Source organism: Moraxella sp. CTOTU46711 (assembly GCF_031975715.1).
Classification (GTDB): domain Bacteria; phylum Pseudomonadota; class Gammaproteobacteria; order Pseudomonadales; family Moraxellaceae; genus Faucicola.
On the sequence record NZ_DALYMP010000004.1, the window covers coordinates 46,017 to 66,552 of the forward strand.

Genomic DNA, 20,536 nt, shown 5'->3' on the forward strand with positions numbered 1-20,536 from the left:
AGAAAATAATGAACATTCAAAACCCAACTGAAGTAAAAGACTTCAATCAATACCCAGATGCCAGTGGACATTTTGGCATTCATGGGGGACGCTTTGTCTCTGAAACTCTGATGGCGGCACTGGAACAACTTGAGCATATCTATAACACTGCCAAAGCTGACCCCGAATTTTGGAAAGCTTTTCAAGACGACTTGGTCAATTATGTCGGCAGACCAACGCCACTTTATCATGCCAAGCGCCTAAGTGATGATATCGGTGGGGCGCAGATTTATCTTAAACGTGAAGACTTAAACCACACAGGCGCTCACAAAGTCAACAACACCATCGGTCAAGCCTTGCTTGCCAAAATGGTTGGCAAAAAACGCATCATTGCCGAGACAGGTGCAGGGCAACATGGCGTAGCAACTGCCACCATCGCGGCGCGTCTAGGCTTAGAGTGCGTGGTGTATATGGGCGCAGATGATGTCGAACGCCAAGCCATGAACGTGTATCGCATGCGTTTGCTTGGCGCAACAGTGGTACCTGTCACCTCGGGCACTCGCACGCTCAAAGACGCCATGAACGAAGCCATGCGTGACTGGGTCACCAATGTCGATAGCACTTATTATGTCATTGGCACTGTCGCAGGTCCGCACCCATACCCCATGCTGGTGCGTGACTTTCAAGCCATTATCGGCAAAGAAGCCAAACTACAACACTACCAAAAAACAGGCAAACTGCCCGATGCGTTGGTCGCTTGTGTCGGTGGCGGTAGTAATGCCATCGGACTGTTTTATGACTTTTTAAATGATAAAGACGTCAAAATGTATGGTATCGAAGCCGGCGGCGATGGCGTCGAGACAGGCAACCATGCTGCACCGCTTACCGTCGGTCGAGTGGGTGTATTACACGGCAACCGCACGTATTTGATGGCGGATGATGATGGGCAGATTTTGGGCACCCATTCGATTTCGGCAGGGCTTGATTACCCTGGCGTGGGTCCTGAGCATAGTTTCTTAAAGGATATCGACCGTGTGCAATATGTACCTTGTACCGATGAAGAAGCGATGGTGGGATTTCGTGAATGTACCCAAAAAGAAGGCATTATTCCTGCACTAGAAAGCTCGCACGCCATTGCGTATGCGTTGAAACTTGCCAAAACCATGTCAAAAGACCAGTCGATTATTGTCAATCTGTCGGGTCGTGGGGATAAGGATTTGCATACCGTCATGAAACGTGATGGTATTCAGGTGTAGCAGATTAAAATGAAAAGAAAAATACCTTATGCAATATTTCTTAAGAATTGGTCTTTTGAGAAAGGAAATGAACAAGATTTAGTTGAGCATGGGCAAAAAATAACTTCAGATGAATTTGATTTTAAGGAAATGAAAGATTTTATCTTTTGTCCAAAATGTTTTACTAAGCTTACTCGAAGTCCATTAGAAGAAAATTTCACTAAAGAAGGAACTTCAGCATATTTTAAGCACATTCCTTCTTACAGTCATATTGAGTGTGAATTTAGGTCTAATAAAGGCGATGCTTTTAATTATGATAATGAATCTGAAGCTAGACAGGCTATAGATAATGAGAATTTAGTAATCGTACATAATTTTAAAACCGATGAACCGATCTTGAATGATGATGACATCAATACTGAAGTCATTGATTATGAAAATGATGTTGATGTTACTTCTAACGTGACTGTGAATAGGCATAGAAACCAATCTTATGAATTGCCATCGAAAATTACTACTGTTAGAGGTGGAATTTGTAGAAATTTTGATAGGAATTTGGTGAAAGGTTACTATCTTCCAAACTCGAATCAAATCTTACCTTTAAGCGAGCTATTAAATGATGTTAGAAAAATCAATGAACCAAATGCTGATAAAAAATTATTTGTAGGCAAAATAATAAGTAGTGTTCATTTTGGTAAAAATCCAACTGATGAAAATATAAGAATGACTTACCTTGAATTTTCACACCCAAACTATAAAGATTTTTGTGTCAAAACTTTACATGGGCTACAAAGAAAACATGGAATAGGAGATGAATCTGTAGGGAGATTTGTAATCTTTTACGGAGCCATTACTGATAATGGAATAGGATTATGTGTCGAACATTTAGGATTTGGTGAAATAGGCTTGCTTCCTGAAAGATACAATAATATTGCTGATAATTTATTTAATTAAAAATTCATGTTTTTCTAAAAGAGAGTTAAAAATGACGCGAATTGAAACCACCTTTAACACATTGCGAGAGCAAAACAAGAAAGCTTTAATTCCTTATGTGATGGCAGGCGACCCAAACCCAAGTGTTACCGTCAGCTTACTGCATGAACTTGTTGACCACGGCGCAGACATCATCGAAGTTGGCTTGCCATTTTCTGACCCGATGGCAGACGGTGAAACTATCGCACTTGCAGGCGAGCGCGCATTGGCAGGTGGCACCAGTACCCGCCAAGCGATTGAGATGGTAAAAGCGTTTCGTAAAACCAACACCACCACGCCAGTGCTAGTTATGGGCTATCTGAATCCGATTGAAATCATCGGTTATGACAAGTTTATCAGCCTTTGTCAAGATGCCGGGATTGACGGTGTTTTAATGGTTGATTTACCGCCACAAGAAGCGGGCGATTTTACCCAAAAACTCGCCAATTCCGCAATGAACGAAATCTTTTTACTTGCGCCAACTACCTTACCAGAACGCCGTGAGCAAGTGTTAAGACATGGCGGTGGTTTTATCTATTATGTATCGGTCAAAGGCGTGACAGGCTCAAAAGCATTGGATGCCCAAGATGTGGGCGAACATGTCCAAGCGATTAAAGCACAAACTGCTTTGCCTGTGTGTGTTGGTTTTGGTATTCGTGATGGTGCATCAGCAAAAGCAGTCGGACAATATGCGGATGGTGTGATTGTCGGTAGTGAGCTGGTGAAAAACTTTGCGGATGTGGGCAACGATGAACAAAAAATCGCCCATGCCAAAAAAGCCATCTTGGATAAAATGGATGAGCTAAGAGAAGCGATTGACAGTCTTGAGTGATAGAATGGTTTGAGGTATTTGAGGTTAATCATTTCATTTATTGCTAAAATCAGTTAGCATACGCATTATAAAATGAGTTTGTACTTGTACACTCAAACAAATACTATTCTATGGCACTCTTAAATTGCACTGTTAATAGGGACTTATTATGAGCACTGATATGAAGCCTCAACCGATGGGACAGACACTGGAAGAAACTTGGTTAAAACGCCCATTACCCACCATCAAGCCGCGTGCCAAGCAAATACTGACGGCGGTTGAGACCGAACCATCGACTCAATGTCCCAACTGTAATTCAATCATCACCAATACGGCGCTGATTTTTAATAATTATGTCTGCCCATCGTGTGATGAACATCTTAGCATGACCGCCCGCACGCGTCTGAACTGGTTTTTTGACCAAGTCGATGACGAGCTAGGGCAGCAGTACCAAGCAGGCAATCCATTAGACTTTGTCGATAGCAAACCTTACCCAACACGGATGAGCGAAGCGCAAGCCAAGACGGGCGAAACCGAAGCGCTTATCGTCATGAAAGGCAAACTTCAGCGGCTACCCGTGGTGGCTTGTGCGTTTGATTTTGCTTTTATGGGTGGCTCAATGGGTTCTGTGGTAGGCGATCGATTTGTGCTCGCTGCCGAGACGGCACTCAAAGAACAAATCCCGCTGGTGTGTTTTGCCGCATCGGGTGGCGCCCGCATGCAAGAGGGCTTGTTATCACTCATGCAGATGGCGCGTACTGCCGCAGCGATTGAGAAACTCAAACACGCCAATATTCCTTATATTGTGGTACTGACCAATCCTGTGTATGGCGGCGTGACGGCGTCACTTGCGATGTTAGGCGATATCCATTTGGCGGAGCCCAAAGCCATGATTGGTTTTGCGGGCAAACGGGTGATTGAACAAACCGTTCGCGAGGTACTGGGCGAGCCCTTTCAGCGCGCTGAGTTTTTGGTAGAGCATGGTGTGGTCGATCAAGTCGTCCATCGTTTACAAATGAAAGAAACGATTCATCGCTTACTTAAAAAAATGACCTATTTTCGTCAGGCTCACTAATTCATTATTATCACGGTTTTATCCATGCAACAGTCAAGCTCACCAGCCGCAAACTCACCATCCCCATTGCCGCCTAGCGTTTCAAGCTCGTTAACCGAGTGGCTAAACTATATGCAAGGCATCCATGTGTCCGCGATTGATATGGGGCTTGAGCGGGTGATACCCGTATTTCAAGCATTGGGTATAAAGCAGACCGATGCTTTTGTGTTTACCGTGGCAGGTACCAATGGCAAAGGCTCAACCACCGCCACTATTGCCGAGATTTGTCAACAAGCAGGCTATAAAACTGCTTTATATCAATCGCCGCATTTACTGGTGTTTAACGAGCGTGTCAGAATTAACGGAGAAATGGTTGATGACCAAACCCTGATTGATGCGTTTGCCAAAATCGAGCAGGCGAGGGTTGATTGTGGGTTGACGCTGTCATTTTTTGAAATGACGACGCTAGCCGCGTTTTTGATTTTTGCCCAAAACCACTGTGATGTCTGGGTATTGGAGGTGGGGTTAGGCGGCCGCCTTGATGTCGTCAACGTCATCGAGCCAAACCTTGCGGTGATTACCAATGTGGGTATCGACCATGTCGAATGGCTTGGCGACACCCGTGAAAAAATCGCGGTAGAAAAAGCCGGTATTTTGCGTGACAACCTCACATTGGTGTATGGCGAAGCCGATATGCCATCAACCATCGCGCCCTTGATTGAACAGCACCATGCCCATTTGCTACAGTTTGGCAAAGATTATGGCTACCCCCATACTGACGGTGCAGCGACATGGCAATATAGCAATAGCGCGGTGACTTTATCGTTGCCTATCCCCAATTTGTCTTTGCATAATACCGCAACGGCTATCACCGCGCTCTTAGCCAGCCCATTAACCATAACCCAAGACCACATCCAAGCTGCGTTACCTAAAGTAAAATTGGCAGGGCGTTTTGACAGCAGACGCATGTCAGCTCGCCAATGGGTGTTTGACGTTGCCCACAATGAGCATGGGATGCAGTTTTTGCTCAAGCAGTTGACGCCGTATGTACATGCCTACCAACGCCAGCATCCAACCGCCAAATTACATTTGGTGATATCCATGCTCGCTGATAAAGACATTGAGCCAGTGCTTGCGCAGCTACAGCAATTCTCCCAGACGGTAATGCCGATTGACAGTGTTCATAGCGGCGTTATATCTCACCCTAGAGCCAGTAGCCAAGAACGCTTAACTGAGTTGTTACCACGCTATTTTAATTCTGTGTCTATTTTTGAGGATTTGAATTTGGCGACCCAATCGGTGATTGACCAAAGCCAAGAGAATGACCTAATTTTGGTGTGTGGTTCTTTTTATACCATCAGCGGTGTACTGACCAGCCAATCACTCAGTGAATAACGAATTTGTGCGTCAAATGATTTTACTTTTTAAAATTTTCAGTTAATATCTCAATAATGATGAAAACTGCTAACGCGAATTTTGCTATGATTAGTCAAAATTCGTTGATTTTTATAGGTTGAAAAAATCATTTATCAAGACACATAAACTAGGGTAATTGGCATGAAATTTTCTAAGCAAGCATTATTGGGTACAACGGTATTGTTAGGCGGTAGCGTGTTGTTATATGCCACTATGCACCAAGTCTTGAACGCGCCTGCCAAACCTGCAGCCAATAGCCAACAAATTATCGCTAAACCCACGACAGATAAACAATCAGCAATCAGCAACGAGCCACTCACCGCGGATATCGCAACCGAAAAAAATTTACTGGCGCAAAAACAAAAAGAACGTGAGCAACGGGTCGCTGCGCAAGAACAACAAGCCCAGCAATACATGACCGAGCAACAGCGGATTGAAGCGGAAGCTTTGGCGCGTAGCCGTGCTGAAAATCAACTGTATGCCAACAAAAATGCCGCCAATACCAGTTCGGTGGTTGCCAGCTCAGTGACAGCGATTACCCAACCTGTGGTAAAGCCCCGACCCGTTGACACGGTCGCCGCGCCACCACCAACGCAAGCTGCAGTACCCAATAGCGTACAAAATACCGCACAGAGCCAAAGCGCTGCGAAAACCCAAAACACTGCGCAAATCGTAGCTACGCCAAAGACTACAGTGGCAGCACCCGTCGTCGCACAGCCGCAGCCCGTGGCAAAAACAACCCCTAGTAATCCTGGCACCTATCAGGTTAAGGCAGGCGAGGGGTTGATAGGGTTGTCACGTCGCTACAATGTGCCAATCGACGTATTAGCAAGCGTCAATAATCTCAACACCACCAGCAGTTTACGTGTCGGGCAAACTATCACCATCCCGACTGCGGCACAAGTCAACCGTATTACCCAACAAACTCAAGCGCGAGAGCAACAACGTCAAAATGAGATTGCTCGCAAAAAGCAAGAAGCTCAGTTAAAAGAGCAGTTAAAAGAGCAAAAACGTCAACAAGAAATCGCCCAAAAAAAATTAGAAGCTCAACAACAAGCCCAGAAAAAACAAGCATTCCAAGCGGCACAAGATAATTTAAGGCAGGCGCGTCAGACGGTGAAACAAACGGATGTTAAAGGTACGTTTGGGGTACAAGTTGCATTGGCAACCGACCAAAAAAAAGCCAGTGAAATCACCCAAAAATTACAAGCGGCAGGCTACAAAGTCAAAACCACCCAAACGAGTAAAGGGGTACGTATTGTCGTAGGTCCAGAAAAAGGCAAAGTCGCTGCCTTGGCGCTCAAAGACAAGCTTAATAACGATAGCCGCGTGGATGTCAACAGCGGGTGGGTGCTTTACTGGTAAGCCTATTTAACCTTTTGAAGCCAAACTATGCAAATAAGGCCAAACAACCCAAACAATGCGACATTTTGTGTCGCATTGTTTGTCTATGTGCTTGTGAAAATCACCCAATAGAGGAATAATGCTCCCTTGTGGTAATTATCCTATAGATATGAGTGTGTGGTTAGTGTGACAATTTTTTTAGTGTTAGCGTTTGTGGTATTTATCCTGTTAGTGTTTGCATTTCGCAGTAGTGGTAGTAGTAGCCGTGAAGAGGTTATTAAGCCCGTTCGGGGAGATGAATTAGCGGTATGGCCGTTTGAGCCGATGCCGATTATGACACCGACCGAAGTGATATTTTTTAATCGCTTGCAGCAAGCCGTGCCTGAGCTGATTATTTTTGGGCAAGTACAGCTATCGCGTATTATCATGCCAAATGACGATGACGATACTGACCAAGGCTTTTGGTTTAATCGTATTTGCCGTATGAGTGTTGACTATGTGTTGGTCGATCAAGACAAGCAAACCGTACTGTTGGCAATTGAATTAGACGATTGGACGCACAACACTCGCCGCCGTCAGCAGCAAGATGAAAAAAAAGACAAAGCGCTGTTGAGCGCAGGCATTTCGATATTACGAATTGATGGGGAAGCCATGCCGGACGCTGCGCATTTACGCCGCAAAATCTTAGCGGTGCTAGGCTAAGATTAAAATCGCAAAAAACTGTAGAAAGTGTTGCATTCAAAAAAAAACTCGCTATAATACTCAAACTCAACACAGGCGATTAGTTCAATTGGTAGAGCGTCGGTCTCCAAAACCGAATGTTGGGGGTTCGAGTCCCTCATCGCCTGCCACATTTTAGTTAGATTAGCGTATACGCTGTATTCTAATAATAAAATACGTTTTAATGATAGACAGGGCAGCCTTATGAAACAAATGCTAGAGAACAAACTAGCAGAGCTCAATGGCAAAAGGATGTCTGGTGAAAAAGTGGTTGTCCACGAACCTGCTGCTATTGAGATTGCCAAACGACACTCCCCTAAAGATTTTGCCCTGTGGATTTTTGCTTTTGTCGCATTAATCAGCGCAACTTTAGTTAATCAATACTTACCCGCATATTGGCAACCCGCTAGCAGTTTATGGACGCGAGTGGCTGTTATTGCTGGACTAATCATTGCTGCATTATTGGCACTGGCATTGACCAACCAAGGCAGTGCTTTTAAAACACTGTTGCAAGATTCTCGCATTGAATTACGCCGTGTGACTTGGCCAACCAAACAAGAAACCCTTGAATACACTTGGCAAGTTGCGGTAGTGGCTGGGATATTAGCCTTTATTGTGTGGTTATTAGATACTGTATTTAGCCAGTTGATTCAATACGTCATTGGTCAATAGCAAAAATTTAGCCAAACCCTTTTATTTGACCCACATCTGTGGGTTTTTATCTATCTAGCAATATCAATATTTTACCTGCATTGCTCATCTTTGGTATAGTAGGCGATGTGTTTAGCAATGAATTAGAGGAAGATTATCCATGCGTTGGTATATCGTACAAGCATTTTCAGGCTTTGAAAAACAAGTGCAGCGTTCATTGATTGAACGTATCAATCGCAGCGAATACAAAGAATCGTTTGGTCAAGTACTCGTCCCAACCGAAGAAGTCATCGAAATGCGGGATGGCAAAAAACGCAAATCTGAGCGTAAATTCTTCCCAGGTTATGTATTGATTGAAATGGATATGAACGACAACACATGGCACTTAGTTAAAGACTGTCCACGTGTGATGGGTTTTATTGGCGGTACGCCAGAAAATCCTGCGCCGATTACCCCAAAAGAAGCCGATACCATTTTAAATCGTTTAAATACCAACGAAAATAAGCCGCGTCCAAAAACCTTATTTGAGCCAGGTGAAGAAGTGTTGGTCATCGATGGTCCGTTTACCGAGTTTAGAGGTTTGGTGGAAAAAGTGGATTACGAAAAATCGCGCTTACAGTTGACCGTCAATGTCTTTAACCGTCCAACACCGGTTGAGTTAGAATTTAAGCAAGTAGAAAAGATTAACTAATTTCTGATAGGTTTTCTTTTTCAGGGTTTTTTTGACCCTAAAATTGTAACTAAGTGCCAAATTTAGCAATTTTTGCTTTACCTAAGTAAAAATTCGCTTATAATATGGCACTTTATTTTTTCTGTTGTCTGCAAGACTGACAATATCACCCGGGGAGCCAGATAGCCATTCGATGAGTGGGAGTCTAGCGCTATTACCCATAACAGGAGTCTATCATGGCTAAAAAGATTGATGGTTACATCAAACTACAAGTGCCAGCTGGTAAAGCTAATCCATCACCACCTATCGGTCCAGCATTGGGTCAAAAAGGTGTGAACATCATGGCATTCTGTAAAGAGTTCAACGCAGCTACTTCTAACATGGAACCAGGTCTACCTGTTCCCGTTGAAATCACCGTTTACAACGACAAATCGTTCACCTTCATCATGAAATCACCACCAGCGGCGTTCTTAATTCGCAAAGCTGCAGGTGCTGCTAAAGGTTCAGGCGTACCGAACAAAACTAAAGTAGGTAAAGTTGACCGTGCACAGTTAGAAGAAATTGCTAACACTAAAAATGCTGACTTAACTGCTGCTGACTTAGAAGCTGCGGTTCGCACATTGGCGGGTACTGCTCGCTCAATGGGTATTGACGTGGAGGGCGTGTAAATGGCTAAATTAACTAAACGTCAAAAAGCAATCGCTGAAAGCTATGATGTGAACAAACAATACACATTGACTGAAGCGGTGGAAATCCTAAATAAATTACCACCTGCAAAATTCAAAGAGTCAATCGATATTGCTATCAATCTAGGCGTTGACCCACGTAAATCTGACCAAGTGGTTCGTGGTGCTACTAACCTACCTGCAGGTACCGGTAAAACCAAACGCGTTGCCGTGTTTGCCCAAGGCGCAGCAGCTGATGCCGCAAAAGAAGCGGGTGCTGATATCGTAGGTTTTGAAGACCTAGCAGAAAGCATCAAAGCGGGTAACATGGACTTTGATGTTGTGATTGCGTCGCCTGATGCAATGCGCGTTGTCGGTCAATTAGGTACAATTTTAGGTCCACGTGGTTTAATGCCAAACCCTAAAGTAGGTACAGTTACCCCTAACGTTGCTGAAGCGGTTAAAAACACCAAAGCGGGTCAGGCAACTTACCGTGTTGATAAAGCGGGTATTATCCATACCACGATTGGTCAAGTAGGCTTTAGCGCTGAACAAATCGAGCAAAATGCGTCTGCATTAATCGCTGATTTGAAAAAAGCAAAACCTGCGACCTCAAAAGGTATTTATATCAAAAAAATCACCCTATCAAGCACGATGGGTCCTGGCATCAACTTAGATGCAGTTCCTTATCGTAATGCCTAAGCTTTAACGCTTAATGGTGAATTTTTAACATATTTTAAATTTAGTTCAGCACAAACGGGTTGTGCTGTCTAAGACCGTAGGTTCTATTGGTTTAATCATAAATAGTTTAATTGTGAAAGTTTTTCACAGCCTACGCAGACGGGATGGCAGTTTAATTTATCATTGACTGCCACCGTATCGGAGTGATAATAAGTTGTACTTTAACTTATTATATTAACTAGGTTTATTGGTGCCCTAAGTTAATCATAACTAGGTAACTGATAATATGGAGACAACCCATGGCATTAAATCTTCAAGACAAACAAGCGATTGTTGCTGAAGTAAGTGAATCTGCCAAAGGTGCCCTTTCTGCTGTTGTTGCCGATGCTCGTGGCGTAACAGTAGGTAAAATGACCCAACTACGTAAAGAAGCTCGTGCAGCGGGTGTTGATATGCGTATCGTGCGTAATACTTTATTACGTCGTGCGTTAGAAGACACTAACTACACTGTGTTAAATGACGTATTTGTAGGTCCAACACTTATCGCATTCTCAACTGAACATCCAGGTGCTGCGGCACGTTTGTTCAAAGAATTTGCTAAAACAAACGATAAGTTTGAAATTAAAGGTGCAGCTTTTGAAGGCGAGTTTATCGCTGCTAAAGATATCGATCGTTTAGCAAGCTTACCAACTTACGACGAAGCGATTGCGCGCTTAATGGGTACGATGAAAGAAGCCGCTGCAGGCAAATTTGTTCGTACTTTGGCAGCATTACGCGACAAAATGCAAGGCGAAGGCGAAGCCGCTTAATTTATTTAAGCAAACTTAGCTACGCTTAGCATTTTTTAAACCAAATTCACTTATTTAGGAATACACATCATGGCATTAACTAACCAAGAAATTCTTGATGCAATCGCTGAAAAATCAGTAATGGAAATTGTAGATCTTATCTCTGCAATGGAAGAAAAATTTGGCGTATCAGCCGCTGCACTAGCAGCAGCACCTGCAGCAGCCGGTGACGCGCCTGCAGCAGAAGAAAAAGACGACTTCAACGTTGTATTAACTGGCGCTGGCGACAAGAAAGTAGCTGTTATTAAAGCAGTTCGCGAAATCACTGGCTTGGGCTTAAAAGAAGCTAAAGACCTAGTTGAAGGCGCACCACAAACGGTTAAAGAAGGCGTAGCGAAAGCTGAAGCTGAAGAATTGAAGAAAAAATTAGAAGAAGCAGGCGCATCAGTAGAATTGAAATAATTCTCGCACTTAAGTTTTCTAAACTTCAAAAAGCTATTATTGCACTTGCAATAATAGCTTTTTTTTATTATAATCATTCTCTTGACCTTTCGTGTCTGATTGAACATAAGATGGCACACGCACCAAGGACAGAATTGTTCCATGCAAGTTAGAAAGTCTGGTAATGCGTAAAAAAACTTGAGCTAAATACCCCAAAGGTGTTTGGCTTTTTGTCGTCTCTACAGTTTTTGTTTGTATCGATTTTATATTATGTCGCCGATTAGGTTATGCATCCTGTGATGATTAACTTATTCGCTGATTGAGCAAGGTTTTAAGATTTCCGTTAGGAAGTTGGATTTAAGTTGGTGGCTTAAGACTGTAGGGATTGAGTCATCAAATCTTTTAAAAATAGATTCCATCGTTAATAAATGCGCAAAAAATTTAATTTCCTAACAGGAAATGTGGTGATTTGTGGCTTTATCAGTGCATAGCGGTATTAGTGCACTGAAGTATTGATAGATGGGTAGGCATTAACGCTTTGAATGTTTAAGGACTTTTAATGGCATACTCGTATACTGAAAAAAAACGCATTCGTAAAAGTTTTGCAAAGTTGCCCACCGTCATGGACGTGCCATATTTATTGGCCATCCAAGTTGACTCATATGAGCAATTTTTGCAAGAAAATAAAAAGCCAAAAGGTCGGGAAAACATTGGTTTACAAGCCGCTTTTAATTCTATTTTCCCTATTGAAAGCCATACTGGCAATGCCGAGCTACAATTTGTTGAATACTATCTAGGTACACCAGAGTTTGATGTGCGCGAATGTATTTCACGTGGTTCAACCTATGCAGCGCCATTACGTGTCAAAATCCGTTTGGTCATCAAAGACAAAGATGTTAAAGATAAAGATGCTAAAGCGGCAATTAAAGATATCCGTGAGCAAAGCGTCTATATGGGTGAAATCCCATTGATGACTGAAAACGGTACTTTTGTGATTAATGGTACTGAGCGTGTCATCGTATCGCAATTACACCGTTCACCAGGGGTATTCTTTGACCATGACAAAGGCAAATCACATTCAAGTGGTAAAGTGCTGTATAACGCCCGTATTATTCCTTACCGTGGTTCATGGTTAGACTTTGAATTTGATGCTAAAGACTTGGTGTTTGCTCGTATTGACCGCCGCCGTAAATTATTGGCAACAGTGATTTTGCATGCCATTGGGATGAATACGCAACAAATTTTAGATGCGTTTTATGAAAAAACCCACGTTTATAAAGGTGATGAGCAGTTTGAAATCGATCTTGTCACTGACCGTTTACGCGGTGAAATGGCGCAGTTTGAAATCGTTTCACCGGATGGCGACGTGATTGTCGAACAGGGCAAACGTATCAACGCGCGCGCGATTCGTAAAATCGAACAAGCCGGTATGACTAAATTACCTGTGCCTGATGAATACCTGTATGAGCGTATTTTGGCACAAGATATCGTTGTGGATGATGAAGTCATTGCACGCGCTAACCAATTGCTCGATCACGAGACTTTGGTCAAAATCAGCAATAACGACATTAAAGAATTTGATATTTTATTCACTAACGATATCGACCATGGTTCATATATTGCCGATACATTGCGCGCGGATACCGCGATGAGCCGTGAAGAAGCGTTGATTGAAATCTATAAAGTGATGCGCCCAGGTGAGCCACCAACACTCGATACGGCTGAAAAACTGTTTGAATCGATGTTCTTTAACGCGGACCGCTATGACTTATCAAATGTCGGTCGCATGAAGTTCAACCGTCGTTTGGGCCGTGTCTATGAGCCAACCAATGACCCTGATGTGCAGCGTGAACGCAGTGTATTGACCAACGACGATATTATTGACGTATTAAAAATGTTGATTGAAATTCGTGATGGTCGTGGGGTAGTGGACGATATTGACCATTTAGGTAACCGCCGTGTCCGTTCAGTCGGTGAGATGACAGAAAATCAATTTCGCGTCGGTCTAGTCCGTGTTGAGCGTGCTGTTAAAGAGCGTTTAAGCTCAGCTGAAACAGATAACTTATCGCCACAAGATTTGATCAACTCAAAACCTGTGGCAGCCGCCATTAAAGAATTCTTTGGTTCATCGCAATTGTCACAGTTCATGGACCAAAACAACCCGTTGTCAGAAATCACCCATAAGCGTCGTGTTTCTGCATTAGGTCCAGGTGGTTTAACACGTGAACGTGCAGGCTTTGAAGTCCGTGACGTACACCAAACCCATTATGGTCGTGTGTGTCCGATTGAAACCCCTGAGGGTCCAAACATCGGTCTAATCAACTCACTAGCCGTCTATGCTAAAACCAATGAATTTGGTTTCTTAGAGACTCCGTATCGTAAAGTAGTCGACGGTAAAGTGACAGATGAAATCGAGTATTTATCAGCGATTGAAGAAGTGGGCACTGTGATTGCACAAGCGGATTCGCCGATTGACCAAAACGGTCAGTTGACAGAAGATTATGTCTCTGTGCGTAATTATGGTGAATTTGTGCGTATGGCACCAGAGAAAGTGACCCATATGGACGTGTCACCACGTCAGGTTGTGTCTGTGGCAGCAAGTTTGATTCCATTCTTGGAACATGACGATGCCAACCGTGCCTTGATGGGTTCAAATATGCAGCGCCAAGCGGTACCCACTTTACGTTCTGACAAACCACTGGTTGGTACGGGTATGGAGCGTCACGTTGCCCGTGACTCAGGTGTGTGTGTGACTGCCAAACGTGGCGGCGTCATTATGGACGTGGATGCGAGCCGTGTCGTTGTAAAAGTGAATGAAGATGAAATGCAAGCGGGTGAAGCGGGTATTGATATCTATAACTTAATCAAATACACCCGTTCAAACCAAAATACCTGTATCAACCAGCGCATTATCGTCAACCAAGGTGATGTCATTGCGCGTGGGGATATCTTGGCAGATGGTCCATCAACCGATTTGGGTGAGTTGGCATTGGGTCAAAATATGCGTGTGGCGTTCATGCCTTGGAACGGTTACAACTTTGAAGACTCGATTTTGTTATCTGAGCGTGTGGTTAAAGAAGATCGTTTTACCACCATTCATATCCAAGAATTGACCTGTGTGGCGCGTGATACCAAATTGGGTACGGAAGAAATCACTGGCGATATTCCAAACGTCGGTGAAGCAGCCCTAGCTAATTTGGATGAAGCAGGTATCGTCTATATTGGTGCGGAAGTACAAGGTGGCGATATCTTGGTGGGTAAAGTGACACCAAAAGGTGAAACCCAGCTCACCCCTGAAGAAAAACTACTTCGTGCAATTTTTGGTGAAAAAGCTGCAGACGTTAAAGATACGTCGTTGCGAGTGCCTTCTTCTACCAAAGGTACGGTTATTGACGTCCAAGTCTTTACCCGTGATGGCGTAGAAAAAGACAGCCGTGCGCAAGCTATCGAGAAAGCCCAGCTTGATAGCTATCGTAAAGACTTAAAAGAAGAATTGCGTATCTTTGAAAACGCGGCACGCGGTCGCATTATTTCATTGCTTGACGGTCAAACTGTCAGTGGTGGTGCGGGCTTAAAATCAGGTACAGTGTTGAGTGAAGCGTCAATGCAAGACATGTCACTTGAAACATTGCTTGATATTCAGCCAACTCAAGAAGATACCGCAGAGCGTTTATCACAAATTGGTGACTTTTTAATCGATAAACAAAAAGAAATCGATGAAAAATTCACTGAGAAAAAACGCAAGTTAACGGCAGGTGATGACCTAACGCATGGCGTGCAAAAAATCGTCAAAGTGTACTTGGCAGTAAAACGTCGTATTCAGCCAGGTGACAAAATGGCGGGTCGTCATGGTAACAAAGGGGTAGTATCACGTATCATGCCGATTGAAGACATGCCATACGACGAAAACGGTAACCCAGTGGATATAGTACTAAACCCACTCGGTGTACCATCGCGTATGAATGTCGGTCAGATTCTAGAAACTCACTTAGGCGGTGCAGCACGTGGTTTGGGTATCAAAATTGACGAGATGATCAAACAACAAGCGGCAGTTGCTGAGTTACGTGATTTCTTAGACAAAATCTATAACCAAATTGGCGGCGAGCAAGTGGATTTAGGCAGCATCAGTGATGACGAAATCATTGCGATGTCAAAAAATCTACGTGCAGGCGTACCAATGGGTACCGCAGTATTTGATGGCGCTAAAGAACAGCAAATCAAAGGCCTGCTAGAATTAGCGGGTATGCCAACCTCGGGTCAGCAAGTATTGTTTGATGGTCGTACCGGTCAACAGTTTGATCGTCCGGTGACCGTAGGTTATATGTACATGCTCAAACTCAACCACTTGGTTGATGACAAAATGCACGCACGTTCAACGGGTTCTTACTCGCTGGTTACCCAGCAGCCACTGGGTGGTAAAGCCCAGTTTGGTGGTCAGCGCTTCGGTGAGATGGAAGTGTGGGCACTTGAAGCTTACGGTGCTGCTTATACATTGCAAGAGATGTTGACGGTGAAATCCGATGACGTGGAAGGTCGTACTCGTATGTACAAAAACATCGTTGATGGCGAACAAAACATGTCAGCCGGTATGCCGGAATCGTTCAACGTATTGACCAAAGAGATTAAGTCATTGGGTATCAATATTGAGTTAAAAGATCATAGCAAAAGTAAAAACTAAGTCATGATTGTGAGTATGGTGACTTTAATAACGTCGTCATACTCAAACTCAATAGTTTACCTTTTTAATGACAAACGAATAAAAATTAACCTTAAATTGAAAGTCAATCTGTAGCGACCTTCAATTTAATCGATGGAGAAGCAGTTTGAAAGACTTATTAGACATCATGAAAAGCCCTGCCGACTCTGGTAACCAAGAGTTCGACAGCATTCAAATTTCTCTTGCCTCACCTGACACCATCAAATCTTGGTCGCATGGGGAAGTTAAAAAGCCTGAAACCATCAACTATCGTACTTTCAAACCAGAACGTGATGGTCTTTTTTGTGCCAAAATTTTTGGACCTGTTAAAGACTACGAATGCTTGTGTGGTAAATACAAACGCCGTAAATTCCAAGGCGTGATCTGTGAAAAATGTGGCGTTGAAGTGACCGCCGCTAAAGTACGCCGCGAGCGTATGGGTCATATTGAGCTGGCAAGCCCAGTTGCGCATATTTGGTTCTTAAAATCATTACCAAGCCGTATTGGTCTATTACTTGATATGACTTTGCGTGATATCGAGCGTGTATTGTATTTTGAAAGCTATGTAGTGACTGACGCAGGTTTAACTACCCTTGAAAAATATCAGTTGCTCGACGATGAAGATTACTTCAAAGCACTTGAAGAGTTTGGTGATGAATTCACTGCAAAAATGGGTGCTGAAGCGGTTCAAGACTTGCTGCGCGATATTGATGTGGATTTGGAAATCGACCAGTTACGTGAAGAAATTCCTAATACCGGTTCAGAAACCAAACTTAAAAAAATGTCAAAACGCCTAAAATTGCTTGAGTCATTCCGTGATTCAAACAACAAGCCTGAGTGGATGGTAATGACCGTATTACCTGTATTGCCACCTGATTTGCGTCCATTGGTACCGCTTGAAGGGGGTCGTTTTGCCACTTCAGACTTGAATGATTTATATCGCCGCGTCATTAACCGTAACAACCGTTTAAAACGCTTGTTGGAGCTCAATGCGCCTGACATCATCGTACGTAATGAAAAACGTATGTTACAAGAGTCAGTGGATGCGCTGCTTGACAACGGTCGCCGCGGTCGTGCGATTACAGGTAGCAACAAACGTCCTTTGAAATCTTTAGCTGACATGATTAAAGGTAAACAAGGTCGTTTCCGTCAAAACTTACTGGGTAAACGTGTTGACTATTCAGGTCGTTCGGTCATTACCGTGGGTCCATACCTGCGTCTACACCAATGTGGCTTGCCTAAAAAAATGGCACTTGAACTGTTCAAACCATTTACTTATGCCAAACTTTTGCAAAATGGCATTGCGACCACTATCAAAGCTGCTAAGAAAATGGTTGAGCGTGAAGAACCCGCAGTGTGGGATATGCTTGCCAGCGTGATTCGTGAACATCCAGTGTTACTGAACCGTGCACCAACCCTCCATCGTTTGGGCTTACAAGCATTTGAGCCTGTACTGATTGAAGGTAAAGCGATTCAGCTACATCCGCTGGTTTGTAGCGCGTTTAACGCCGACTTTGATGGTGACCAAATGGCGGTACACGTACCGTTAACCCTAGAAGCCCAGCTTGAAGCTCGTGCCTTGATGATGTCAACCAACAACATCTTGTCACCTGCCAATGGTGAGCCAATTATCACGCCATCACAAGACGTTGTATTGGGGTTGTATTACATCAGCCGTTCACATATCAATGCCAAAGGCGAAAACATGACTTTCTCAAACGTGAAAGAAGTGTATCGCGCGCTAGGTACCGGTGATTTAAGCGTCAATGCCAAAATTAAAGTACGTATTGAAGAAACCACGTATGACGAAGAAGGCAATGCCAATACCGTTACCAAAATGGTTGATACCGTTGCGGGTCGCTGTTTGATTTGGAATATTACCCCAAAAGGTATGAGCTTTGACGAAGTCAACAAAGAGATGACTAAGAAAAACATCGCTCGCCTTATCAATTCTTGCTACCGCAAAATGGGCGTGAAAGACAGCGTCATGTTTGCTGACCAATTGATGTATTTGGGTTTTGCCCAAGCGACGTTGTCAGGTGTATCCATTGGTATGGAAGATATGCTGATTCCACCTACCAAAAACAAAATCATCGAAGCGGCTGACGCAGAAGTTCGTGAGATTGAAAGCCAGTTTGAACAAGGCTTTGTGACTGCTGGTGAACGCTATAATAAAGTCATTGATATTTGGTCACGTACCAATGACCAAATCGCCAAAGCGATGATGGATAACTTGTCACAAGATACCGTTATCAACAGCCAAGGTGAAACGGAAAAAGAAAAATCGTTTAACTCGATTTATATCATGTCGGATTCAGGGGCGCGTGGTAGTGCCGCACAGATTCGTCAGTTGGCAGGTATGCGTGGTCTGATGGCAAAACCAGACGGCTCGATTATTGAAACCCCAATTAAAGCCAACTTCCGTGAAGGCTTAAGTGTTTTACAGTACTTTATCTCGACGCACGGTGCCCGTAAAGGTCTAGCCGATACGGCACTAAAAACCGCAAACTCAGGTTACTTAACCCGTCGCTTGGTTGACGTTGCGCAAGATTTGGTTATCACCCAGCCTGATTGTGGTACCGATAAAGGTATCTTGATGAAGCCACACATTGAAGGTGGTGAAATCATTGAGCAATTGGCTGACCGAGTGCTGGGCCGAGTCACTGCTAAAGATGTGATGTCAAATAAAACAGGCGAACTAGCCATTCCACTAGGTACCTTGCTTGATGAGCATTGGGTAAAAGTCCTTGATGAACATGGTATTGACGAAGTTTGGGTACGTTCTGTGATTACTTGTGAAGTGCCACATGGTGTCTGTTCACAATGTTATGGTCGTGACTTAGCACGTGGTCACCGCGTCAATATTGGTGAGTCTGTGGGTGTCATGGCAGCGCAATCAATCGGTGAGCCAGGTACTCAGCTAACCATGCGTACCTTCCACGTGGGTGGTGCCGCGAGTGCCGCCGCTGTGGAAAACAGCATTCAGGTTAATAAAGGCGGTACTGTTCGCTTCCAAAACTTGAAATCTGTTAGTCATGCCGATGGTCATTTGGTGGTGGTTTCTCGCTCTGCAGAAATTAGTATTACCGATGAATTAGGCCGTGAGCGTGAGCGCTATAAAGCACCGTATGGTTCGTCAATTCTAGTAGCTGACGGCACCGAAGTTACCCCAGGTCAAACCATTGGTAAATGGGATCCGCATACCCATCCAATCATTACCGAGGTATCAGGTACCGCACGCTTTAGCGAAATCACCGATGGCTTAACCGCCACCATGAAAATCGATGAAGCGACAGGTATGAGCTCATACGAAATCTTGGCAACCAAAGACCGCCCAAGCTCGGGTAAAGATTTACGTCCTGCCATTATCCTTGATACCAAAGAGGGTAAAGAGGTGGTGTATTTCTTACCACAGCAAACCATCATTCGTGTGCGTGAAGGCGATGAGGTAACAACAGGTTCGATTTTAGGTCGTGTACCACAAGAATCATCAGGTACTAAAGATATTACCGGTGGTCTACCACGTGTTGCTGACTTATTCGAAGCGCGTCGTCCAAAAGACCATGCGATTATGGCGGAAATGAGTGGTACAGTAAGCTTTGGTAAAGACACCAAAGGTAAAAACCGCTTTATCATCACGAATGATGATGGCGAAGTGCATGAAGAGTTGATTCCAAAATGGCGTCAAATTAACGTGTTTGAGGGTGAACGTGTTGAGCGTGGTGAGGTGATTGCCGATGGTCCACAAAACCCACACGATATTTTACGCTTAAAAGGTGAAACTGAGCTTGCCAACTACATCGTCAATGAAGTACAAGACGTTTACCGCTTACAAGGGGTAAAAATCAACGACAAGCATATTGAAGTGATTATTCGTCAAATGCTACGTAAAGTTGAAATTACCGATGGCGGCGACTCAAGTCACTTTAAAGGCGACCAAGCTGAATACGCTGATATCGTAGCCACGAACAAAAAACTCGACGAAGAAAACAAATTCCCAGTCAAGTTTGACCGTTTATTACTTGGTATCACCAAAGCCTCATTGGCAACTGAAAGCTTTATTTCAGCGGCGTCATTCCAAGAGACAACGCGTGTATTGACGGCGGCAGCGGTTACTGGGAAGATTGATGACTTACGTGGTCTAAAAGAAAACGTAGTAGTCGGTCGTTTGGTCCCATCAGGTACTGGTTTAGCTTACCATGCACAGCGTTTAGAGGGTGGTAAAACAACCGCGACAGAAGCTGGTGAAAACCAGTTAGAAGCGTTAGACAGCTTGTTTGCTGAAACCATGGAACCTGCGTCAATGTCATTTGAAGACCAATTTGCCGAAGAGTTTAATAGCCAAGATGCAAAATAATCATTAATCAGTCACAAAAAGGTCAGTGCTTGCAACTGGCCTTTTTTTTCATCAAA

15 protein-coding genes and 1 tRNA gene are annotated in these 20,536 nt (G+C 43.8%); all 16 read left to right on the forward strand.

Annotated features, from left to right (window positions below; all coding sequences use genetic code 11):
• Window positions 1-8: 8 nt before the first annotated feature.
• The 16 genes from trpB (at window position 9) to rpoC (ending at window position 20,480) form a co-directional block, all read left to right on the forward strand.
• Window positions 9-1,235, forward strand: coding sequence for a tryptophan synthase subunit beta (trpB, locus tag RTJ53_RS07220; RefSeq protein WP_312276450.1), 1,227 nt, complete (start codon window positions 9-11; stop codon window positions 1,233-1,235).
• A 9-nt stretch (window positions 1,236-1,244) separates the two neighbouring features.
• Window positions 1,245-2,168 (forward strand): hypothetical protein, encoded by a 924-nt coding sequence (locus tag RTJ53_RS07225; RefSeq protein ID WP_312276451.1) that lies wholly within the window; start codon window positions 1,245-1,247, stop codon window positions 2,166-2,168.
• A gap of 31 nt (window positions 2,169-2,199) precedes the next feature.
• Window positions 2,200-3,018, forward strand: coding sequence for a tryptophan synthase subunit alpha (trpA, locus tag RTJ53_RS07230; protein ID WP_312276452.1), 819 nt, complete (start codon window positions 2,200-2,202; stop codon window positions 3,016-3,018).
• A 148-nt stretch (window positions 3,019-3,166) separates the two neighbouring features.
• Complete coding sequence (gene accD, locus RTJ53_RS07235) at window positions 3,167-4,072, forward strand: acetyl-CoA carboxylase, carboxyltransferase subunit beta (protein ID WP_050323991.1); 906 nt, start codon at window positions 3,167-3,169, stop codon at window positions 4,070-4,072.
• Window positions 4,073-4,096: 24 nt separating this feature from the next.
• On the forward strand, window positions 4,097-5,446 hold the full coding sequence (gene folC / locus RTJ53_RS07240; RefSeq protein WP_312276453.1) for a bifunctional tetrahydrofolate synthase/dihydrofolate synthase: 1,350 nt from the start codon (window positions 4,097-4,099) through the stop codon (window positions 5,444-5,446).
• A 162-nt stretch (window positions 5,447-5,608) separates the two neighbouring features.
• Complete coding sequence (locus RTJ53_RS07245) at window positions 5,609-6,832, forward strand: SPOR and LysM peptidoglycan-binding domain-containing protein (RefSeq protein WP_312276454.1); 1,224 nt, start codon at window positions 5,609-5,611, stop codon at window positions 6,830-6,832.
• A 165-nt stretch (window positions 6,833-6,997) separates the two neighbouring features.
• Window positions 6,998-7,513, forward strand: a complete 516-nt coding sequence (locus tag RTJ53_RS07250) for a DUF2726 domain-containing protein (protein WP_312276455.1) — start codon at window positions 6,998-7,000, stop codon at window positions 7,511-7,513.
• A 73-nt stretch (window positions 7,514-7,586) separates the two neighbouring features.
• A tRNA-Trp gene (locus RTJ53_RS07255) sits at window positions 7,587-7,662 on the forward strand.
• A gap of 73 nt (window positions 7,663-7,735) precedes the next feature.
• Window positions 7,736-8,203, forward strand: a complete 468-nt coding sequence (gene secE / locus RTJ53_RS07260; RefSeq protein ID WP_312276456.1) for a preprotein translocase subunit SecE — start codon at window positions 7,736-7,738, stop codon at window positions 8,201-8,203.
• A 139-nt stretch (window positions 8,204-8,342) separates the two neighbouring features.
• Window positions 8,343-8,873 (forward strand): transcription termination/antitermination protein NusG, encoded by a 531-nt coding sequence (nusG, locus tag RTJ53_RS07265; RefSeq protein WP_007116399.1) that lies wholly within the window; start codon window positions 8,343-8,345, stop codon window positions 8,871-8,873.
• 215 nt (window positions 8,874-9,088) lie between these two features.
• Window positions 9,089-9,520 (forward strand): 50S ribosomal protein L11, encoded by a 432-nt coding sequence (gene rplK / locus RTJ53_RS07270; protein WP_312276457.1) that lies wholly within the window; start codon window positions 9,089-9,091, stop codon window positions 9,518-9,520.
• Window positions 9,521-10,219 carry a 50S ribosomal protein L1 gene (gene rplA, locus RTJ53_RS07275; RefSeq protein ID WP_312276458.1) on the forward strand — a complete coding sequence of 233 codons (699 nt, stop codon included), beginning with the start codon at window positions 9,521-9,523 and terminating at the stop codon, window positions 10,217-10,219.
• A 278-nt stretch (window positions 10,220-10,497) separates the two neighbouring features.
• On the forward strand, window positions 10,498-11,007 hold the full coding sequence (rplJ, locus tag RTJ53_RS07280) for a 50S ribosomal protein L10 (RefSeq protein WP_007116396.1): 510 nt from the start codon (window positions 10,498-10,500) through the stop codon (window positions 11,005-11,007).
• Window positions 11,008-11,076: 69 nt separating this feature from the next.
• Entirely contained in the window at window positions 11,077-11,448 is a 372-nt protein-coding gene (rplL, locus tag RTJ53_RS07285; protein WP_036597696.1) for a 50S ribosomal protein L7/L12, read from the forward strand.
• Between the two features lie 538 nt (window positions 11,449-11,986).
• Complete coding sequence (gene rpoB / locus RTJ53_RS07290; protein WP_312276459.1) at window positions 11,987-16,105, forward strand: DNA-directed RNA polymerase subunit beta; 4,119 nt, start codon at window positions 11,987-11,989, stop codon at window positions 16,103-16,105.
• A 145-nt stretch (window positions 16,106-16,250) separates the two neighbouring features.
• The gene (rpoC, locus tag RTJ53_RS07295) at window positions 16,251-20,480 is read left to right on the forward strand and encodes a DNA-directed RNA polymerase subunit beta' (protein ID WP_312276460.1); all 4,230 of its coding nucleotides are present in this window, start codon (window positions 16,251-16,253) and stop codon (window positions 20,478-20,480) included.
• Window positions 20,481-20,536 lie beyond the last annotated feature (56 nt).